Below are 19,876 nucleotides of genomic sequence, written 5' to 3' on the forward strand. Positions count from 1 at the left end.
GACCTTCAGAGTCTGAATAAGTATTCTCCTTAGCTTCCATTTTAGATTTTGAATTTCAGTAGTGCCTTTAGCTGTAGGAAGTTGTATTAAACCTCAAAGATCTTAATAACTGACATAAGCGTTATACGAGCTTTAGTTAAAGCACTTGATCCTTCAGCTAGTCCACTTTTACTTTCAACTAATCTAGTTTAGTGACCTCTACTAGAAAACATAACTGTATAATCAACAGACAATTTCATAACAAAAGATAAAATTCCTTGATACTAAAAATTCATGTGAACTGGAAAATAAAAAATGAATTACAGAAAACTATTCAACAGCTCTCTGAAGCAAAAAAGTACTTACCAGAAGACTATATGATCTCACATGAAGTGAAAGAAGAGGAAGAAGGAGAAAGTAAAATTGAAATTGAGCTTATTAATGATTTTAAGCCCTGCATAGAGCCTTTAAAATTCGAAAAAGAATTTGATAAAATTTCTTCTTTAGATTCGTCAACAAGGTATCTAAGGGATATAAGTGTTAACCTTGTAATTTTAGGAATGTCAGTGTACAGTAACAGGAAAGGCTTTATTGATTTTCCTTTGGTTAAAGATATTCCTTACATAGGAGTTAATACTTACAGAAGAATTCTGGAGAAGATTAACTCATTGTACTTTATTAAGACAAGGAATAAGCTAAATTATCCCTTTGATGAGAATTATAAGTTAGACGATGTAGCCGATGAAATGAGGACTGAGGCAGAAAACGAAGGCTTAAATGAGGTAGTTAACGGTCACGATTTAGTAATACTTGACGGACCAATATATCCTACTCCTCTAGAGTTAACTGAGGAGCTAGATTTGAGCAGTACTTCTAGACTTTGCCACCAATTGGCTTACGCGTCATTAGTTAACGATAGAATTTCTTTACTTAAGGATAACGTAATAGGTGTAGTGAAAAGACTTGAAAACTCTGGAAAACTTTGGAAGGAAGATAAAATCTTAGAGGAGTTTAAAAAGCTAGGAAAGAACATTAAGGGACTCAAAGATCCAACAATTCTAGAACTGATAGATTATTATTTCTGCAGAAATTCAGGAAAATATTCTTATGCTTGCTTCATAGGGCCTTTCAAAATAGATTATAACTTGCATGTAGATGGACCTAGCGATTGTAATGGAAACGGTTCTTATACGTACTTAAGTAACGTTCCTCCTAAATACGCTTATTACGTAATTTTGAGGAAACCTTATGTTACAACTACTTATTTTAGGATAGAAGGACTAGACGAGAAAACTTTGGAAAAAGGAATGAGAACAGTACTCTCTCGTCTTTCTGATAGGCTTATACCAACTTTTATAGAGCTTGTCGATAATAGAGCTAAAAGGATCTCTGCAGGGCTTTTCATTACCGCGTATGAGATTGCTTCTTCTTATTTAAGCATAATACATGACGATAAATTAGCTTACGATACTACTGTATCAGAGTTTTTAAGGGAATCCCGGCAAAATTCAGCGAATTTATTATAGCTAATCCAGGAGTTGCATGAAGCAGGAAATCCTCGTATTTTTCAATGCCTAACCTTTTAATAACATTTATATCGTTCCTCATCACTACTTTTGTGTTAGTCAGCTGTAAAACTAATGGATTAAGATCGTCAGGCATGTGAGTGGCTAATATCATTCCCATTCTCCTTACTCTGCCTAATCTCATTACCTTGTTTATTAACTCTTCTATAATGTCTTTAGCTATAGTCTCACTGTTTCCTTGAGGAAAATACTCGTGAGCCTCGTCCATTATTATTAACGTTAATTTGTTTTCCTCGCTTTTCCTATTATATAGTTCTGTTTTCCAATTAAATATGTCTTCAAGTATCTTATAAGCTATAGTAGCAACTGCCTCAATAGAGGCTGAATAATTCATTACAAAGCTCAAGTCGACTACGATCTTATCATTGAGCTTGAAAGCATCCTCAGGCTTAAAGTTTACAGTTCCTTTAACCGTAAAAATCCCATAGCCGTCATATGCCTTTAGCGTCCTGGTTATTGCCTCCTTAGTAGAAGGTGCTAAGTCTAAAGCTTTCATTGAATCTTGAAATGCTCTACCTAAATATACTGTTAACCCATCTTTATTGAATGAAGCATAACTTTTTGATATGTTTTGGCTCTTAGTAGTTAAATTTAATTTAAACAAATCAGACGGCATAATACTAATTTTTCTCCAATCCTCAGCTAGATATGTGGGAGTTACTCTATACATTAATATTTCTGAAAGAATTCCGTCATCAATATATCCTCCGAAGATATCGTGAAGGTTAACTTTAACGTTCTCTAGCATTTTATCTATCAAAGACTCCCAATGCATTGAAGCTCTAGAAGTAAAATATGGAGTAAGCTTATGGAAATTCTTAATATTATCAAAGAAATTAATAGAATATGGTATTACATCAACTTCAGTATCGTTACAGATTAAAGCTCCGCTCTCATATTCCAAAACTTCACAGTCGTAAGTTGATGAGAAAATGTCGAGAAAATCCTTAGTTGAGTTACCCATCTTTGAGGTTACAGGCATTAAAACCGTAAATTTCTCCTTCTTAGAAATAAGGAAATTTACAAAGTCTCCTTGCCTATCAAAAACGAGCGTTTGCTTATTAATATCCTTACTATAAAGGATAGACTTTAGAAGCGTCGTCTTCCCAGAACCAGTAGTTCCTAAAACTAAAGTATGGTGAACTAAAGCTTCCTCGTCTAACCTTACTTTAGCGTCTATTTCCTCCCCTCCTGAGAATATTTTACCTATTACTATTCCTTTCTCTGGAATCCTCAAAACTTTCTCTAAGAGGGAAGGATTAGGTATGAAAACTGGGCTTTGAGGATCTATTGGAGTAACTGCAGGTCTTACAATTCCTTTCTCCTCATCAATCTCTGAAATTGGATAAATCCCGAGAAAAGTATCAGTGATTATTGATGCTGGATCCCTCCTAGAGGTTATTTCCCTTATTCCCATTTCTGCTAAAACGTCAGACCTTGAAATGGAAACCACTTGACCTATTATAATTACTGGACGAAGGATAGTCCTTATTGCTAAATACTGGCCTCTACTTACGTTACTTCTCATGTAATCTTCGAACGATATGTCGACGCCAATTAACTCCTCTTCTTCTAACCTAACAGTCCTATACCTTGTTACCCTGCCTATTAACTTACCTTGGCTTTTTGCATCTTCCTCAGCATTATTTAACTTATTTTCCAATTCCTTGATAATTCCTTCTTCGTCCAAATTTCTTTCTTCCATAAATTTTTTATTGATTGTTGAATTATAAGTTTTAAATCCGCGATAGTAAGCATTCTAATTCATATTTAAAATCCTTGAGCCTAGCTTTCATCTTTTCTGTATCTTACACCATCTCATGAAAGCCTAACGTATGAAAATAATAAGCGTCCCTCCAACATTTCAAAACATTTTCAGATAAAATAATTGAAAGCCTTCTAGAAGCTTTATATAATATTTCACTCTTCCAACCATGTTTTCTTATTACTTCATTTATAATGCAATTTAATCCTTTTTTACTACTAGGAGTTTTATTCCTTCCTCAACAGCCTTATAATACTTCTCACTAGACTGAACAACATCACCCTTCTCCAAAAGATCATCAGCTTCTAGCATTAACACGTCTGGGACTGTTAAAACTCCTATCATCAATTATAGCTAGAACTAAAGGTAAAAATTAATTACGCTTAAATTAAGCCTTTTCGCTTATCCATTTATGAGAATTGCTATAATAGGCGCAGGTAAAATAGGCTTCACAATATTATCAGCACTTAATAAAATGAGTAATGTTGAGTTGATAGCTACTGGAAGGAGCGAAACTACGCTGGAAAAAATTAAATCAATAAGAGTTGAAGCTACTTCAGATAACGATTATGCAGTTTCCACTTCGGACTACGTTATACTCAGCGTTAAGCCACAACACTTTCCTTCAGTATTAATGTCCGTAAAGAGCTGGGAAGGAAAGAAGGTTATTTCAGTAATGGCTGGAGTAAGAATTTCAACGCTTTCTTCCCTCCTAAAAGGAAGTAAGGTATACAGAGCGATGCCTAATATTAATGCATTTGTAGGCAAATCAACTACTGCTTTAGCTGAGGATAAAGACGAGGTAGTTGAGAAAATATTTTTACAGATAGGTAAAGTATACTGGATAAATGAGGAATTAATGGACGCTTGGACTGCTTTAATAGGTAGTGGACCTGCGTTCATAGCTGAAATAATAGATGCACTCTCGTTAGGGGCAGTAGAATGCGGAATGCCAAGGGATTTATCTTACAATGCAATCCTTGACATGATTGAAGGTACTGTAGAACTATTGAGGAAATGCAAGCACCCCGCATTACTTAGAGATCAAGTTACAACTCCTGCTGGGACTACAATAAGGGGATTAATGACTATGGAAAGTGAAGGGATAAAATCCGCATTAATAAAAACAATTGAGGCAGCCTATAGAAGATCAATGGAAATTGGTGAACAAATAGATAAAAAGGTCAGGAAGTAGAAAAAGAAGATAGTTTCTCTTTTAATTCCTTAAGGCACGATTTGCAACAAGCATAATAAATCTTCTTTCCTTTTCTGAAAATCAAAGGTTCTCCTTTAATTAATGCACCGCAATAATCACACTTTACCTCAGACGAAACTTTAACTAAACTCCTTTTCTTGTGAGAGAGAAATATTTGGAATTTATGCTTAATCTTCTTCAGTTTTTCCTCCAGAGAATCGAGATCCTTAGCTTTAATTACGCAAAGTATATTACCATCAATTAATTCAAAACATTCTCCTCCTTCTACGTCCTCATCAGTAATTACGAAAGCTGTTACCCCTTCATCGTAATCTACGGTAAACTTGATCCCTTTCTCTTTGAGAGAGCTTATAATCCTAGAAACTGTTACCCTGCTTATCCCTAAGTTTTTCCCTATTTCACTTGCCGAAAGTCTTGAATCTTCCTTTAACAACTGTAGCACTTTGTACTCTAAATTACTAAGTTTTATTTCATTTGTTTCATTATTCACGAATTACATTTACATCTTTATACTTTATATCCCTTACTTTATAATACGCATCTTATTGATAGGAGTCGTATCCTAGCCCTTGAGACTTCATCCACTTAAGGAATTCATCTTTCCTGCTCATAGCGAACCTGTAAGCTAATTCTTTTATGTCATAAGCGTTTTTGACACCGCTGGTTAGCCTTTCCACTAACGTTTCTAGCTTTTCTTGATCAAATCCTACATCATCTATTAAAAGAACATTATCATTTATTATGTCTTCTCTAACCTTATTGTCCACTGGAACTCTACTTATTACTATTCCTCCCCTTCTAGGTTTATATATGGCATCATAAAGTTCTATTACTTTATACTCCTTTATCCTCTTCGACTCACCTTCAGAAAAGGACGGTAAATCCTTAGCTTCAACTCCTAGTATTTCTGCAAATCCTTCGTAAAGGCCTTTCAACCATCTTGCCCTCCATTCGTTACCGCTTAAAGGTTTATACGTCTTTAAGTACCTCCACCTCTTCCACCAATTTAGCAACTCCTTATATTCTACAATATAGTCTGGCCTTTTGATGGGTATATCGCCTTGTGTGTCTACAATATTTATTTCAGTTCCTTCGTATATTAACATGTCTGGCCTTACTAGAGAATAGAATTTCCATACCTTTTCTAAATCTCCTCCATCTTCCCAAGTTATAGGCCTAGGGGCTTCAAGGAAGAAGCTAAACGATGATACTACGTTTCCTACTACGACGTTAGGCGGTATTATACCAGATTTTTGTTTCCCACTCCTGTCAAAGTCCAAATATCCATGCTCAGGATAAATTAACTCGTAGTTTCCCTTCTCTGACAGGAGTAAAACTATTGATGCTAATCCCCAAGATTGGTAAATGGACCTCATGTTAGAATTGAAAGAACTCATTATTGCCTGCCTTCCCTTTACTATAAATTCCTCAACTGAAAGCTTTCCCCTTATTAAGTCATGATAATAAATGAAAAGTTTCTTAACTAAATGTCTTCTTGGGTCTTCTAAAAAACTCTTCATTTCCCTGCTAAATAACGTTCCTTTTATTTTCAATCTCTCCTGTAATTCTTCAAATACCTTATATAACTCATTAATCCAAATTTTAGCTTCCCTAAGTTTATCCTGCATTACTTCATCAACAAATTCGTACTTTACTTTCTCTGTCCATTCTGGAACGTTTTTACCGTACTTATCTATGCCGTAAACTTCCTTTAGTTTTTCCTCTATCACAGTATTACCTAGTAGAAAAACTTAAAAATATTTTTAGTTAGCCTTCTTGTTCATAGCAATTAATAATACAGCTAAATTTACGTGAATATGATTTAAAAATATAAAGATTAAGCAGGATTATAATGAATAGTTATAAGATTTCTACTGGCGAGATTAAAAATTTTTCTAATAACTTATATTATTCCTTATAAATAACTTGAAATTCCTCTTTCTTGTGGATAGAATTAATAAAACGTTTATAATAAATAACGGCTTCGCTGCTTTCGGCTTGAATTTGATAGACATGACATTACTTTGGATTCTTTATTTAGCATTAAAGAACCCCGTTCTCTATATCCCTGTTGCCTCAGCAAAGCCTATAGGAACTCTTTTGCTCTCTAACATAACAGGATATCTCGCAGATAAATACGATAGGAAGAAATTATTTATAATAACAGGAGTTTCCCACAGAGTTTTACCTATTTTTATAGTATTTTTTGTTTTAATTTCTTTTAATCCTTTCTTAGCGGTAGTATTATATATTATAAGAACTGCTTTATCTATAGTTACTACAAACACAGTAACGCCTTCATTCATTCAGAATTTACCAGAAAGTGAATTAAAAAAGGTAAGTTTCTATAACAGGGCAGTTAAGGAAGGCTCTACAGTAGTTTCAATATTAATCTGGCCTTTGCTCTATGAGATATATACTGGATGGGCTGTTATCCCAGGGATAATATTTGCTACAATAGGCTTTGCTCTAGTTTTAACCTTACCTTTAGGTGACAAGGAAGGAAAGAAGGTTAAATTTAGAGAAGCATTAAAAGAATATAGAAGAAAAGAAATCTTCTTTGTCTCAATGACTACAGCAATATCTCAAGGAGCTCTCGGAATGGTTTACTTATACTCTGCCGCAATAGTTCAAGTGCTCCACGGTAATGATATTCAGTATACATTAGCCCAGCTTGGATTTTATTTAGCCTGGTTAATAGGACCTTGGATAATGACTAAGTTCAATAATGTAGTAAAGCTTGCTACAACTAGCTTTGCAATGTATTTCCTAGTATTTTTAGTCCTCTTCTTAAAGGATCCTTGGTTAATAGGCATAAGCACCGGTGGTGTAGGAATAGGTGACGCGTTAACTGAGATTATTTGGATAAAAGCTATGAGAATGGCAAGAAGAGAGCTTATGGCAAGCGTTATGGGAATTGATGAATTTTTCACTGCAGCTTCCAGACTTGGATACGGAAGTATCGCAGGAGCTTTATATGCAACAGATTTTCTAGCGGTCCCAATTATAGGGTTAATTACTATCGCAGGAGTAGCAATAGCTTATACAAAGAATGACTCATGGAAAATGAAAATATGACTTTAAAATTCTTTGATTATCTTATATTGTCATGATAATTGATTTATCTGTACCGATTGAAAACGGAATGCCTTATTTTCCAGGAGATCCAAAGCCTGAAATAGAGAGAATAGACCGTGAGGATTACGTAATTCACAAATTAGTTTTATCAACTCATACTGGTACTCACGTCGATGTCCCCTATCACTTCATAAGAGGAGGCAAGAAACTCGATGAAATAGATTTAACAAAATTTTCCGGTAAGTCATACGTTTTAGACGCTGAAGGTAAAGATCTGCATTCCTTAAATCCTCCTTCTGCTGATATTCTGCTCATATATACTGGGAGCAGTAAACAGTGGAAGAAAGGATGGGACATGACCAAATACTCCACAATAGACGAGGATTTTGCAAAGGTCATTGTTAGGAAAGGTTATAAGCTAGTTGGAATAGATTCACCAAGTATAGGAAATTCTAAAGTTCATAGAATCCTCCTGTCTAATGAAATTCCTATAATTGAAAACTTGTCTTCTAATCTGGAAAAGATAAAAGGAAAATTTGTTGACTTTATTTCTTTACCTTTACCACTCAGTGGTACTGACGGCTCCCCTATTAGGGCTATTGCAATTGTGAAAAATGATGAAATTCGTCCTGAGAAATGATGAATGAAATAATAATTCTGTTAGCCTTTTTCTTATATTCGTCCGTATTTATCTCGAGACTTTTGCCCTCACACTCAGCCTTAAGTAATTTGTCCCTTAAATCTCCCATTTCCTTTGCGAGTTTAGACAGTTCCACGTTTTTGTAACCTAGTGACAATATGAGATTCCTTGAAGTCCTAACTATTTTCCTCAGTTCGTGAAAGTCTTCGGCTTTACTTATTCTTTTCTGAAGTAAAATAACTCTGTTGAAAACTAACAGCCTACTACCGTAAACCTTGAGAAGGAAACAATTACTCATTGTTGCCATTTTATTTGCTACCCTTTCAGCTAGTCTGTCTCTATTAGGTTGGCTGCACACGACGTCCATATCTCTTATTACTCCTAGTTTGTGTATAAGATCTTTAGCTTTAACTAGGCAATCTGGATTTTCATAGGCTGGGTATAAAGAATATAAAACGTCAAAGTATCTCCTTAGCTTAACTCTCCTATCATGTATTTCTTCCTTTGAAATTCCTTTAATTTCTAAGGCTTCTCTCAGGTTTTTATTAGCGTAATATTCAGGTCTCAAGGTTTTCAATTTCGCTCACTATTTCTTTGTTTACATCATCAAAATTCCTTGCAGTATTTATTATTTTAGATTCTTTAGAAAGATCTATAAGATAATTTTGAAACATTTCAATGTATTCATTATAGGCACCGAATACATCCTCTTTAACGCATATGTCTATTCCAGCACTTAAAGGATCTAGGTATCCTCTCTTTTTTATTATTCTCTTCATTATTTCTTCTGGTGTAGAAATTAATGAGAAGGATATGGAAGGTTTAGGGAAAATACTTAGAACATCAGTCATCCACTCCTTCTCTAAGCCTCTTGAAAGACCGTATGCCATTAAGGTTAGTACGTAACCGTCAGCTAGGGCAATAAAGCCTGAATCTATAGCAGGTTTAATCACGTTCTCCATTTGGTCAGCTAAATCAGTAACATATGCTAAAAATAACGTCCTTCTCTCAAAAACAATTTCCTTCTTAACCTGTGCAATTCTTTCTCCTATAAGTTTGGACATCTGTATTCCAAAGTTAATTACTCCATAGCCTTCCTTTTCAAGATATCTTCTTACTGCCTCTAGATGCGCAGTCCTTCCTGAACCTTCTATTCCTTCAAATGCTATTATCAAGAACTTCACCTAAAACTTTCCTTATTTCTATTTGGATTTCCCTTGGAGTCTTATTACCGTCTATTACGACAAAATTCTCTTCCTTTGCCATTTTATCGTAAGCGTCCAATATCATAGACTGATATTTTAAAAATCCTTCCTCTGCGGGCAAATTAGTGAAGACGTCGTATCCAGCTTCTTGAGGCTTTATATTCCTTCTAGCTTTCTTTATCCTCTCTAATGCTACTTCTGCTGGAACTCTAATGTAGAAAGTTACGTCTGGCTTTATTGCAAAGGAATAAAGTTTCTTAACCCAATCTATCTCAACTCCCCTAACGCTGTCCCTTGCATAAGCTGTGTAAATATATCTATCGCTTATTACTACGAATCCAGTCCTAAGCATCGGAAGGATATATTTCTCATACCTATCAGTAAAGTCTGTTGAATGAATTAAGCTGAAAGTGATCGGAGTTAACAAGTTCTTCTTCTTAGCCTCTTTTATAATATCATGAATCCATTCTGAAGAATTCCATTCTGTTAAATATGCATCTCTCTTCATCTCTATCCAATCTTTTAATAGGCTAGCTTGGCTCGATTTTCCAGAGCCATCTATTCCTTCAAAGGCTATTAATATACCTTTCAACTACTCCACCTAACACCTAAGGGATACTTTTCTACTGTTTCTTTAACTATTTTACCATATTCATATAACTCTTTCTTTTTAAAATCTAAACCTGCTGATTTAATATTCTTCTTTTTAACTTTACCTTTACTAGCTTTGCATATTAAACCTATAGTAAGTATTTCACTCTGTGTAAAGCCCGGAATAATTGCAGTCCTAGTCATTCTATAGCAAGCGTCATAAGGGTTAAGATACTCAGACATCTTAAAAACAGAAGAAATAAATGCAGAAGCTCCGACGTAAAACGCTAAATCTCCTTTAACTGTTTTCTCTACATCATTAAATACGTCCCAAGGAGGGTCTAGATAGTGATAAAACGCTATTGTCTCTAACCATTTATTTTTATTCAGTTTAACTCCTTCAGTTAATACTCCTTCTCTCATGCCGAAAGCTGATACCATCACTTTATCTGCTCCGAAGTGTTGTAATAGTTCGTCAATTATTACTGCTCCAGAATGAATAGTGTAAGCTCTTTCCTTGCTAATCCCAGGAAGAGCTGATCTCTCTTCCGCGTCTAATGAAAAGAGTACCTTAGCATATTTGCTTATTTGCGAAGAAGGAACTACGTAACCGTGTATTGAGTTTGAAGGAAAGCCTGAAATTCTCTCATCGAGCTTTGCTAATGCTCTCATATTTCCTCCTGAACCCACAATAACTTTGGAAGGAGTAATGGAAAGCGTTGAAATTTCGTCCTTAATTATTTTCCTGATTTCCTTTTCTGAATAAGGAGACAGTTTTAATGCACCTATTGGCAGTTGATAAACCTTTGTAGCATTACCTCCCTCGATCTTAGCTATTTCTAGAGATCCTCCACCTATTTCAAAGATTATTGCATCGCTTAAGGGCAACGTATTAGTAATCCCTGTGGCAGAAAATGTTCCTTCTTCTTCTCCAGAAACTATTCTTAAATCCTCTCCTAAAATTTCAGATAGTTTGTCTGAAACTTCCTTTCCGTTTAAGGCATATCTGAAGGCACTTGTACCTACGGCTTTAACGTTCTTTATCCCTTTAGCATTAATGAGCGATTTAAAAGATAGGAAAGCTTCTTCTGCAGTCTTTATTTTCTCATCAGAAATTCTACCGCCTTCCTTAACTCCTTCGCCTATCCTTACAAAGTACTTTAAAGATCCTAAGAGCCTAAATGTATTATTTTGAAAAATATCATAAATTGAAAGTCTAAATGAGTTATAACCAGCATCTATTACTGCAGAAAGCATTCAAACCAGCTTTAACACCTTTTGAGTTAAAAGCATTTTGATTACTCCTTTACCTTCTGTCGGGTTGTAATCAACAATTGCAACTCCGCCTTTCTTTAGTTCTACGTTTCCTCCCGTCATTGTTCTAACCAGTGAAGATAAATAAGGTTCATGACCTACTACTAGCAATGTAGTATTATCCATTTCCTTAAGTTTCTCTACAAATGTAGAAGGCTCTTGATCAGGAGATAATTCGTTAAAAGTCTCTATTTTCTTATCATCTATACCCATTTCATCTAATATAGTTTCAGCTGATTGATAAGCTCTAATATAAGGGCTTGTAAAAACCTTATCAAAAGCGTAATCTAACTCGTCTAGAAAAGATGCAACTCTCTTCATCTGCTTTATACCTTTCTTAACTAACTTCCTATCTTTATCATCTTTACCATCCATCTGGGGTTCAGCTTCCCCATGTCTTACTATTATTAAAGTTATCATTAATAAAGACTGTAAAGTTACGAATTTAAGAGTTTTGTCAATATTCTCTATAGATAAATAAAATCTATATATTCTCTATTTGCACTCCTCATCCAACGTCTTAATGCTCATATCATCAACGTAATCTATTACACAAAAGAACTCTAAGTAATCTTCAGCAATAATAGCATGTTTAACTTGACTATCAATAAAAATATAATCTCCATCTTTTAGCTCTAACTCCTTGTCCGAAACACAGACTTTACATTTTCCTTTAGTTATTATAACAGTTTCTTGATATTTATGTACATGCATTGGTATTACTCCATTCTTTTCAAGGGAAAACTTCCTCACAGCATAATGAGCTCCTTCGTCTTTGGTTATCAACCATTGTATTTTGGCTCCTTTAGAACCTTTTATAGGTACGTCCTCTTTAGAAACTTGAGAAATGTTTGATATGTAAAAATCCATATAAGGAAAAAGAGAAAGTAAATAAAAAATTTATACCTTGACGTACTGTTCTTCCATTGAAGATTCTTCTAATGGTTTGTCCTTAGTCTCAGGTATGAAGAAGTACGTTATTCCAGCAGCTAAGAAAGTTAGCAAGCTAAGTATCAGAGTTAATCCGTCAACTCCTACTGAAGGCAATATAATTGTAGGAACTACTAACCCTGCAAGTGTTGCGCCAGTTCTTCCTGACGCTACAGTGATAGACTGGACTGTACCTCTGACTTTCGTTGGAGCTAACTCAACTCCTAACATTCCTGCTGCACTAATTGATCCTGGGCCTGCTTGCATGAAGAAATCATACATTCCATAAACTATTAATGCCAAAAATGCTGGTAGCAAAGGTCTAAAGAAAGAGAAGGACATTAAAGATCCTGCCATACCTATGAAACCTAATATCTGCATTGGCCTTCTTCCTAGTCTATCAATTGTAGATAATGCTAAAAGTCCTCCTGGTACTGTGAAACCGAATTCCGTAATGAACGAAAATAATGCAGGGTTAGTGATTCCTACGCTATTTGCTATAGTAGTTGGCCCAAATAATATTCCAGTATAAGCTGATAGGTCAAACAAGAACCATAATGACGCGGCCGCTAAAAAGATCTTACCTTGTTTCTTGAAGTATTCTGCAAAGGAGTTAGTGTCCTTCAAGTTTTCATTTACTTTAACATTTTTTCCTGCAACTTGCTTAACTACATTCTCAAAAGCTTTCATATCTCCTTTTATTCTTGCTAAATACCTTGATGTCTCAGGAATCTGTCTCCTTAGGTAAATGACTGAAGCAGCAGGTATTGCTCCAGCTGCTAGCACTACCCTCCAAACAGTACACAACGAGTATCCTAAGCTGGTTAATGCTAGATAAATTCCTGCAGCAACTGTTGCACCAAAACCCCACATTAATCCAAAGCCTAAAGCTATAATCTTACCTCTATCCTTAGCATTTGCGTGTTCGGCCATTATCATAGGTGAAAGTACGTAATCTGCACCTACTCCTAGACCTAGAAGGAACCTTGTTAAAACTAGTTCCAGGGGAGTTGAAACGAAAGCCTGCATTACTGCTCCAACGCTTAGTAAAGCAACATCAACACCGTAAAACGTCTTTCTACCTCTATTTGATAAAATTCCGAAAATTATTGCTCCGATAGCTGCACCTATTAGCGCTGATGATGAAACCCATCCTTCCCAAAAATTGTATGCAGGGGTTTTAGAGTGTAGACCGAAACTTGTTAAAACTGCAGCTATTACGATCCCTATGGAGGATAAATCGTAGCCGTCAGTAAATACTCCCATTCCTGTTGTTAATAGACTTTTTATGTGAAACATACTGAAGTTCTTTTGATCCAAAGGTTTGAATACATCACTTAACTTCATATGCCTATGTAATAGTATCATTTTTTAAATATTCTCGACATAAAATCAATAGTACTATATTCATTTTTATTAATTATATAATCTATATAGATGATAGAGGTAACTCCTACTCTAGATTCCTAAAGATGACTCAATAACTGATATCATTCCATCTATTATTCTCTCCTTAACTATTGAGGCGTTGCCCCAGGAAAACAATGATGGTTCCAAATAGCAAGATAGGGCGCATTTGTTACAGCTCTTGTATTTCTCCCAATCGTAACTCTCCCATAGGGATTTGACGTTCATCTCCCATATCTTTTTACTCCCGGCATACTCATTGAGCACATAGCAAGGTAAAACTACCCTTCCTTGAGGATCTATATTTATAGTCAACCAAGGTTTGCATATCCAAGGAATTCCTTTATACCAGGAATTTAGTATTGCCTCAAAATATTCCTTAGTATTCATTATAGGTTTACCTTTCTTCTTCAACTGAAGAAGTTTTTCTAGAACCTTCATTAGCCTATCTCTTTCTGGGCTCATTTTATCTGCAGTAGAATAATCATAAGCTACCTGAAAATTAACTAAGACCTCAAGTTCCTCTGCAAGCTCAACAATTTTCTCAGCCTCGTCAAGATTTTCGCTTGATAAGGTAGTAGAAATCGTTAAAGGTACTTCATCTTTGGCAATTTTTATTCCTTCTAAAGTTTTATTAAAAGAACCTTTAACTCCCCTTATTTGATCGTGGGTTTCTCCTATTCCATCAAGAGAGACAAAAACGTAATCTACGTATCTTTTTATTTCGTTGAATCTAGCCTTTAACAGAAGGCCATTAGTTACGATTGAAGTGTGAAACCTCTCATGAGATTCCTTTAGTATCTCAGGCAAATCTTTTCTTAAGAGAGGCTCGCCTCCTTCAAATCCCATGAAAATAACTCCTAATTCTGAAAGCTTCTTTAGCATCATTTTCTCTTCTTCCAGCGTAAGTAGTTTTTCGTCTTTCCTTCGCCAAAAAGGACACATCTTACACCTTAGATTACAAGAATAAAGTAACTTATGCCCTGCAATTATAGGTAAATTCTTCCTATTAAATAACCTTAAAAAACCAGTAGAAATAAAAGGTTTGATTTTTGCCATAATATATCATTTATCATGCAGTCATTTAAACATATTCTCCTCTTTAGAGAAAGAAATTGCCAATAACGCTAAAGATGCAGATCCATACTTCAATATATCTTCATCTAATTTAAACAATGGACTATGAGTGGGATACACACAATCCTTTTCCTTGTTTTTAGTGCCTATAAAGAGGTAACAGCCAGGCTTAACTTGAAGATATCGTGAAAAATCATCTGCTAGCATAATAGGCTCTGTTTCTACTATCGGCTTCCTTAAATTACCAAGTATCTCAGTAACCTTTGAAGTAATCTCAGGGTAATTGACAAGCGGAGGGCAGATGTCGCTAAATAAGACTTCGCAGTTAGCATTAAAATTCTTGCAAAGAGAGTCAACAACATTTTTTATTTTAGATCTAACGTTATCTATCGTAAAAACATCAAAACCCCTTATAGTACCTTCCATCACTGCCTCATCAGGAATAATATTGCTCTTTGTACCTGAGTGTATAGAAGTAACTGAAAGAGTAAATCCTTCCAATGGATTAACAATTCTTGAGGTTAATCCATGTAAAAGATTAATTATTTGAGCAGAAATAAAAATAGGATCTAATGTGGAATGAGGAGAAGATACGTGACCTCCTGTACCTCTGATTGCTATTTTAAAATTAGAAGAGGAAGGCATTAAGGCCCCCTTTCTAGTTGCAAAAAATCCTGAAGGAACAAAAGGTGATATATGCAAGCCAAATATGTAGTCAACATCATCTAGCTCATGGTTAGAGATTACTTCCTTCGCTCCTAAATCTTCTTCTTCTCCTGCTTGAAAGATTAGCTTAACCTTACCTACTAATAAGTCCCGATTTTTAACTAGGAGTTGTGCAGCACCCAAAAGCATTGCAACGTTTGCGTCATGGCCGCAGGCATGCATTACGCCATGGTTCTTCGACGAGTATTGTAAATTAGTCTTTTCAGTTATTGGTAAAGCACTCATCTGAACTCTCAGAGCGATAGTCTTTCCAGGTTTTCCACTGTCTATTACACCTAAAACTGTAGTAGACGATGGCAGTCTTTTAGTCTCTATTCCTAAAGACCTTAATTTTTCCTCAATTAGTTTTGAAGTATTAATCTCCTGAAAGGGAAGTTCCGGATTTTCATGCAATATTCTTCTAATGCTTATTATTTCGCTTTCAATACTTGCACTATCTTTCAGAAGTTTCTCTGCAATCTCTGATATATTCATGCAGAAAAGATTAAGCATGATAATAATAAATTCATTCTAAATAAACTGAAATAGCTAACGTTAATTTTTGTTAATCATGATAAATCATTAAACGTCAATACTTGTGACCGTTCTTATAATCTCCTTATTTATTAATTATATCCCTGTTAAAAGTTAGAAAAACAGTAGAACGTATAAGTTTGGCAGAAAACATCTGCAACACGTCGAGACTTTTCAACCGTAATTTTAAAGAAAGATTCTTTACAATTTTTATAATTCAATCATCTTCTTCTACGCTTACTTTACAAAACTTTAATGAGTAAATTGCAGAAGCTTTAGCCTTGATTTCATCTTTAAGCTTTCTTGAATAAAAGGAGGTAAGTTCTATAACGGTTATTTCACTTGTAACTAAATTTTTCATATTCATAATTTTCTTAGCCTTTCAAAATTGGAATCCTCATCTACAATGGATAGAATTATGCAAGTATCTACATAATAAATTTCACTCATACCTCTCCTCCCTTAAATCTGAAGTGTCCAACTTCTTGTAGGGATAACCCTCCTTTAACCATTTATTTACTAACACCATTATCTCCTCCTCTTCTCTAATTCTTAATCCCTGCTCTTCCATACTCAATTAACAGCCTCGTTTTTCACTTAGCAATTCCAAGTTTAATTATCTTTTCAATAATTTTAGCTACACTCTCGTTAATTTTAATAGTAATAGTTACATTTGTCATGCTATTATTTGGGTATGTCTCTATAATATCTATTTTTAGAGAAACAAATTGAAATCGCAATGGATCCGTGAATCGTCCTATAACAACTTTTATGGATATTTAAAGCATATTATCTGCTAGAAATAAATTATTTTTATGCCAGTAGGACAGGAATTAAAGGAGAAAGGAATAGATATACTAAGATTTACTTGGATAGGACTAGACGGATACATTAGGGCAAAAGGAGCTTACGTGGATCACGTTGATGAAATGATTAAGTCAGGAATAGGGTTAACTAAAGCAATGTTCAGTTTTACGCCAATGGATACATTGTCACCTTATGGTTCTTTTGGACCGGAAGACGAAGACGTATTTTTAGTCCCAGATCTTTCCACGCTTTCAATATTTCCACCTTCAGCCACGGTTATCTGCAACTTGTTCTCTAATAGTAAACCTTGGGAATACGATGCAAGAAATTCCTTGAAATCTGCTCTGGATAAAATCAAGGAAGAATATGGATATGAATTTAAATCATCTTTTGAAATAGAATTCTATCTAGTAAAGGATAAAAAGCCTTACGATGACGCAAAGTGTTTTGATCCTTCAGCTTTCTATAATAATCCAATAATTTCAGAAATTGCGAAACTTCTAGATGATAATGGAATAGACATACTAAGGGTAATAAAAGAATATGGCCCAGGACAGTACGAGTTTGATATACTCCACAAGGACTCCTTAAGGAGTTCAGACGAAGTTGTGATTTTCAAAGAAATCGCCAGACAGATAGCTACGAGACACGGAATTGAGGCAAACTTTATGCCTAAACCTTTCAATAAGCTCGCGGGTTCTGGACTTCATCTAAATTTGAGTATTTGGAAAGATAACACTAACGTGTTTTACAACGAAAAAGACAAGTTAGGCTTAAGCGAAATAGCTTACAATTTTATAGCCGGAGTCTTGGAGCATGCTAAGGCTTTAACTGCAATTGCGGCACCTACAGTAAACTCCTATAAAAGACTTGTCCCTGGATCTTGGGCTCCTACAAAAATTGCCTATGGATATAATAATAAATCCTCAATGCTCAGGATACCTACACCTTACCCCGGAATGACGTCTGTCGATAGGAGAATAGAGTACAGAGTTCCAGATCCTTCTGTTAATCCTTACTTACTTTTAACTGCAGTAATTCAAGCAGGAATGGACGGAATAGAAAGGGGTTTAAAGCCTTCTTCACCAGTAAACGAGAATGCCTACTTCAGGAAGGACATAGAAGACTTACCAAGAAATCTTAGGGAAGCTTTACATGAGCTAAATAAGGATTCAACGTTCAAGGAGAGAATTGGAAGCAAAATGCTCGACGAGTTTATAAAGGTAAAAACTGCAGAAGTCGAGGAATATGAAAGCTATGTAACGGATTGGGAATATGAAGTCTACAGAAAACTTTGAAATAGTAGATTCCCATTCTCACTGGTTCTCAGCTAAGGTTATGAGTGAAAAAGAGTTCATGATAGCTTCTTCAGAATCGTGGAGGGAAGAAGAGCTATCTCCTTCCTTATCTAGTAGAATAATTGAAATGAATTCCTGGAGACCCTTTTATCTGATGTTAAGGAATTATATGAAGAAATTGCTTGGTGAGAATTTTATTGAAGAGAGAAATAAGAAGATAAAGGATGATCCAGTAGAATACGTTAAATTCCTCATAGAAGATGCAGGAATAAAGGCATTCATTATTGATGAAGGATTCGGCAAAAAAGAGCAGGAAATCCCTGTTAAGTACAGACTACTTTTTAGAATAGAAAGCATAATAAATGATAACCTCTTTTCCTTGCCTTTCAATAAGGCAGTAGAATTTTTTGAAGAAACATTGAGGAATAAAATTAGGAAAGAAAACTATGCAGGATTTAAATCTATAATTGCCTACCGGACGGGATTAAAGATTATATGCAATAAAGACCTAGCTAGGAACGATTTCTTAGATGAAGAAATAGAATGGTTCGGAAGGAAAGCTAAGGGGTTTAGGGATTATTTATTCTGTAAAACAATGGAGATCGCTAAAGAGCTTAACGTACCTTTTCAAGTTCATACTGGAGCAGGAGATAGGGATATTAAGCTAGAGTTATCAAGGCCTTCTTACCTTACTGAGCTAGTTAGAAAATATGAAGGAAAAATAGTGTTAGTTCATGCAGGATTTCCTTACCATAGAGAAAGCGCATGGATGAGTTATTTATTTCCATCAGTGTACCTAGACGTTTCTCAAGTTTTTCCATTTGCCACAACTGCTGGGAAAGACGTTTTAAGAGAAGTGCTTCAGATTGCACCAATAAACAAGGTCATGTATGGTTCTGACGCTTTCGAATTACCAGAAATAGCCTGGATTTCTGCAAAGATGTTTAGAAAATATGTCATATCAATTGCAAGAAAAATGAAGAATGAGGAAATTATAGATAATGAAGAGGAAGTAATTAAAATGATTTCAGAAGAAAACGCGTTTAAGCTCTATGGCTTACAATAACCCTTTAATTTCCATATACCTTAATACGTCATAAAGGGTCTTAGCTTTCATCTTTATCTCCGGATAAAAGTTAAATCTATCTAATAATACTGCATCAATGTACGCTCTCCTTGCCCCTATAACGTCAAGTTCATAAATATCTCCCACATGCAAGACAATTTCTCCAACATATTTTTTCGCATAAGAGAAAATCTTAGGATTGGGCTTAACTATACCTATATCGCATGAAGCAATGACCTTGTCAACGTATCTATCAAGTTTAAACTCCTTTACTACCTTATGTATTCTTTTAGTTGAGTTAGACACTATAACTACCTTGTACTTCTTTTTTATTTCCTTTAGGAAATCGGCTGCATCTTCATAAAGGAAATAATCCTGGTATTTATCTCTAGACGCTATCTCTTCCATAATTTTCTTACAAGGATGAATCCCAAGTTCGTAAAAGAGGTCATGTAAGTTAACCGGATTTAACCCTTCATCGTTAGCAAAATTATTCTTGCTCATAACTCTCACCAAAGATCTAAAAAATGTCTTTTCATCAATCTTATATCCATAATCCTTAAGTATTCCTAGCATGTACTCGTAAGACCTTGGTCTAAAGCCTACTAAAGTTTCGCCTAGGTCTACTGATACTGCATAAGGCATGTGACTATATAACAAAACACAAAAATAAATATA

23 protein-coding genes are annotated in these 19,876 nt (G+C 35.0%); 6 read left to right on the forward strand and 17 right to left on the reverse strand.

Going from position 1 to position 19,876, the window contains the following annotated elements:
* Positions 1 to 275: 275 nt before the first annotated feature.
* Positions 276 to 1,505 (forward strand): DNA double-strand break repair nuclease NurA, encoded by a 1,230-nt coding sequence (locus tag HS5_RS08960; RefSeq protein WP_236751073.1) that lies wholly within the window; start codon positions 276 to 278, stop codon positions 1,503 to 1,505.
* Here the strand turns inward: HS5_RS08960 and HS5_RS08965 are convergent.
* The 3 genes from HS5_RS08965 to HS5_RS08975 form a co-directional block, all read right to left on the reverse strand.
* Positions 1,450 to 3,270 (reverse strand): ATP-binding protein, encoded by a 1,821-nt coding sequence (locus HS5_RS08965; RefSeq protein ID WP_236751074.1) that lies wholly within the window; start codon positions 3,268 to 3,270, stop codon positions 1,450 to 1,452. The two genes, HS5_RS08960 and HS5_RS08965, sit on opposite strands and share 56 nt — an antisense overlap.
* A gap of 103 nt (positions 3,271 to 3,373) precedes the next feature.
* Positions 3,374 to 3,526 carry a PaREP1 family protein gene (locus HS5_RS08970; RefSeq protein ID WP_346729566.1) on the reverse strand — a complete coding sequence of 51 codons (153 nt, stop codon included), beginning with the start codon at positions 3,524 to 3,526 and terminating at the stop codon, positions 3,374 to 3,376.
* Between the two features lie 5 nt (positions 3,527 to 3,531).
* Positions 3,532 to 3,675, reverse strand: coding sequence for a PaREP1 family protein (locus HS5_RS08975; protein WP_236751075.1), 144 nt, complete (start codon positions 3,673 to 3,675; stop codon positions 3,532 to 3,534).
* A gap of 67 nt (positions 3,676 to 3,742) precedes the next feature.
* On the opposite strand from HS5_RS08975, the gene proC reads away from it, so the two are divergent.
* Positions 3,743 to 4,525 (forward strand): pyrroline-5-carboxylate reductase, encoded by a 783-nt coding sequence (gene proC, locus HS5_RS08980; protein ID WP_236751076.1) that lies wholly within the window; start codon positions 3,743 to 3,745, stop codon positions 4,523 to 4,525.
* Here the strand turns inward: proC and HS5_RS08985 are convergent.
* Entirely contained in the window at positions 4,515 to 5,036 is a 522-nt protein-coding gene (locus tag HS5_RS08985) for a TRASH domain-containing protein (protein WP_236751077.1), read from the reverse strand. The genes proC and HS5_RS08985 overlap by 11 nt on opposite strands.
* A 52-nt stretch (positions 5,037 to 5,088) precedes the next feature.
* On the reverse strand, positions 5,089 to 6,276 hold the full coding sequence (locus HS5_RS08990; RefSeq protein ID WP_236751078.1) for a hypothetical protein: 1,188 nt from the start codon (positions 6,274 to 6,276) through the stop codon (positions 5,089 to 5,091).
* A 214-nt stretch (positions 6,277 to 6,490) separates the two neighbouring features.
* Between HS5_RS08990 and HS5_RS08995 the strand changes: the two genes are divergently transcribed.
* Positions 6,491 to 7,624, forward strand: coding sequence for an MFS transporter (locus HS5_RS08995; RefSeq protein WP_236751079.1), 1,134 nt, complete (start codon positions 6,491 to 6,493; stop codon positions 7,622 to 7,624).
* Positions 7,625 to 7,655: 31 nt separating this feature from the next.
* Complete coding sequence (locus HS5_RS09000) at positions 7,656 to 8,264, forward strand: cyclase family protein (protein ID WP_236751080.1); 609 nt, start codon at positions 7,656 to 7,658, stop codon at positions 8,262 to 8,264.
* Here the strand turns inward: HS5_RS09000 and HS5_RS09005 are convergent.
* The 11 genes from HS5_RS09005 to HS5_RS14550 form a co-directional block, all read right to left on the reverse strand.
* Positions 8,221 to 8,841, reverse strand: coding sequence for a CHAD domain-containing protein (locus HS5_RS09005; RefSeq protein ID WP_236751081.1), 621 nt, complete (start codon positions 8,839 to 8,841; stop codon positions 8,221 to 8,223). The two genes, HS5_RS09000 and HS5_RS09005, sit on opposite strands and share 44 nt — an antisense overlap.
* A complete protein-coding gene (locus HS5_RS09010) occupies positions 8,822 to 9,439 on the reverse strand; it encodes a thymidylate kinase (RefSeq protein ID WP_236751082.1) in 618 nt (205 codons plus the stop codon). Before HS5_RS09010 ends, HS5_RS09005 begins: the two co-directional genes overlap by 20 nt.
* Entirely contained in the window at positions 9,423 to 10,061 is a 639-nt protein-coding gene (gene tmk, locus HS5_RS09015; protein WP_236751083.1) for a dTMP kinase, read from the reverse strand. The genes HS5_RS09010 and tmk overlap by 17 nt, the downstream gene beginning before the upstream one ends.
* Positions 10,058 to 11,317 carry a Ppx/GppA phosphatase family protein gene (locus tag HS5_RS09020; RefSeq protein ID WP_236751084.1) on the reverse strand — a complete coding sequence of 420 codons (1,260 nt, stop codon included), beginning with the start codon at positions 11,315 to 11,317 and terminating at the stop codon, positions 10,058 to 10,060. Before HS5_RS09020 ends, tmk begins: the two co-directional genes overlap by 4 nt.
* Entirely contained in the window at positions 11,318 to 11,794 is a 477-nt protein-coding gene (sixA, locus tag HS5_RS09025; protein ID WP_236751085.1) for a phosphohistidine phosphatase SixA, read from the reverse strand.
* 75 nt (positions 11,795 to 11,869) lie between these two features.
* The gene (locus HS5_RS09030; protein WP_236751086.1) at positions 11,870 to 12,244 is read right to left on the reverse strand and encodes a cupin domain-containing protein; all 375 of its coding nucleotides are present in this window, start codon (positions 12,242 to 12,244) and stop codon (positions 11,870 to 11,872) included.
* A gap of 30 nt (positions 12,245 to 12,274) precedes the next feature.
* Entirely contained in the window at positions 12,275 to 13,651 is a 1,377-nt protein-coding gene (locus HS5_RS09035; protein WP_236751087.1) for an MFS transporter, read from the reverse strand.
* A 111-nt stretch (positions 13,652 to 13,762) separates the two neighbouring features.
* Complete coding sequence (locus HS5_RS09040; RefSeq protein WP_236751088.1) at positions 13,763 to 14,770, reverse strand: PTO1314 family radical SAM protein; 1,008 nt, start codon at positions 14,768 to 14,770, stop codon at positions 13,763 to 13,765.
* A gap of 21 nt (positions 14,771 to 14,791) precedes the next feature.
* A complete protein-coding gene (locus HS5_RS09045) occupies positions 14,792 to 15,988 on the reverse strand; it encodes an amidohydrolase (RefSeq protein ID WP_236751089.1) in 1,197 nt (398 codons plus the stop codon).
* A gap of 256 nt (positions 15,989 to 16,244) precedes the next feature.
* Complete coding sequence (locus HS5_RS09050) at positions 16,245 to 16,394, reverse strand: hypothetical protein (RefSeq protein WP_236751090.1); 150 nt, start codon at positions 16,392 to 16,394, stop codon at positions 16,245 to 16,247.
* A gap of 75 nt (positions 16,395 to 16,469) precedes the next feature.
* Complete coding sequence (locus HS5_RS14550; RefSeq protein ID WP_256445541.1) at positions 16,470 to 16,598, reverse strand: hypothetical protein; 129 nt, start codon at positions 16,596 to 16,598, stop codon at positions 16,470 to 16,472.
* A 244-nt stretch (positions 16,599 to 16,842) separates the two neighbouring features.
* Here HS5_RS14550 and HS5_RS09055 point away from each other — a divergent pair, with 244 nt between their 5' ends.
* The gene (locus HS5_RS09055; RefSeq protein WP_236751091.1) at positions 16,843 to 18,132 is read left to right on the forward strand and encodes a glutamine synthetase family protein; all 1,290 of its coding nucleotides are present in this window, start codon (positions 16,843 to 16,845) and stop codon (positions 18,130 to 18,132) included.
* Complete coding sequence (locus HS5_RS09060) at positions 18,110 to 19,198, forward strand: amidohydrolase family protein (protein ID WP_346729542.1); 1,089 nt, start codon at positions 18,110 to 18,112, stop codon at positions 19,196 to 19,198. Before HS5_RS09055 ends, HS5_RS09060 begins: the two co-directional genes overlap by 23 nt.
* Here HS5_RS09060 and HS5_RS09065 read toward each other — a convergent pair.
* Entirely contained in the window at positions 19,190 to 19,843 is a 654-nt protein-coding gene (locus HS5_RS09065; protein ID WP_236751092.1) for an HAD family hydrolase, read from the reverse strand. The two genes, HS5_RS09060 and HS5_RS09065, sit on opposite strands and share 9 nt — an antisense overlap.
* Between the last annotated feature and the right edge of the window lie 33 nt (positions 19,844 to 19,876).

It is taken from the genome of Acidianus sp. HS-5 (assembly GCF_021655615.1).
In the GTDB taxonomy this organism is placed as follows: domain Archaea; phylum Thermoproteota; class Thermoprotei_A; order Sulfolobales; family Sulfolobaceae; genus Acidianus.

What these genes read in the sequence shown, in the direction of transcription:
- sixA (WP_236751085.1), bottom strand. Translation starts at nt 11,794, where the DNA reads ATGATAACTTTAATAATAGTAAGACATGGGGAAGCTGAACCCCAGATG.
- HS5_RS08965 (WP_236751074.1), bottom strand. Translation starts at nt 3,270, where the DNA reads ATGGAAGAAAGAAATTTGGACGAAGAAGGAATTATCAAGGAATTGGAA.
- HS5_RS09045 (WP_236751089.1), bottom strand. Translation starts at nt 15,988, where the DNA reads ATGAATATATCAGAGATTGCAGAGAAACTTCTGAAAGATAGTGCAAGT.
- HS5_RS09020 (WP_236751084.1), bottom strand. Translation starts at nt 11,317, where the DNA reads ATGCTTTCTGCAGTAATAGATGCTGGTTATAACTCATTTAGACTTTCA.
- HS5_RS08975 (WP_236751075.1), bottom strand. Translation starts at nt 3,675, where the DNA reads ATGATAGGAGTTTTAACAGTCCCAGACGTGTTAATGCTAGAAGCTGAT.
- HS5_RS09035 (WP_236751087.1), bottom strand. Translation starts at nt 13,651, where the DNA reads ATGAAGTTAAGTGATGTATTCAAACCTTTGGATCAAAAGAACTTCAGT.
- HS5_RS09040 (WP_236751088.1), bottom strand. Translation starts at nt 14,770, where the DNA reads ATGGCAAAAATCAAACCTTTTATTTCTACTGGTTTTTTAAGGTTATTT.
- HS5_RS09030 (WP_236751086.1), bottom strand. Translation starts at nt 12,244, where the DNA reads ATGGATTTTTACATATCAAACATTTCTCAAGTTTCTAAAGAGGACGTA.
- HS5_RS09050 (WP_236751090.1), bottom strand. Translation starts at nt 16,394, where the DNA reads ATGAATATGAAAAATTTAGTTACAAGTGAAATAACCGTTATAGAACTT.
- HS5_RS09060 (WP_346729542.1), top strand. Translation starts at nt 18,110, where the DNA reads ATGAAGTCTACAGAAAACTTTGAAATAGTAGATTCCCATTCTCACTGG.
- HS5_RS09065 (WP_236751092.1), bottom strand. Translation starts at nt 19,843, where the DNA reads ATGCCTTATGCAGTATCAGTAGACCTAGGCGAAACTTTAGTAGGCTTT.
- proC (WP_236751076.1), top strand. Translation starts at nt 3,743, where the DNA reads ATGAGAATTGCTATAATAGGCGCAGGTAAAATAGGCTTCACAATATTA.
- HS5_RS09055 (WP_236751091.1), top strand. Translation starts at nt 16,843, where the DNA reads ATGCCAGTAGGACAGGAATTAAAGGAGAAAGGAATAGATATACTAAGA.
- HS5_RS09000 (WP_236751080.1), top strand. Translation starts at nt 7,656, where the DNA reads ATGATAATTGATTTATCTGTACCGATTGAAAACGGAATGCCTTATTTT.
- HS5_RS14550 (WP_256445541.1), bottom strand. Translation starts at nt 16,598, where the DNA reads ATGGAAGAGCAGGGATTAAGAATTAGAGAAGAGGAGGAGATAATGGTG.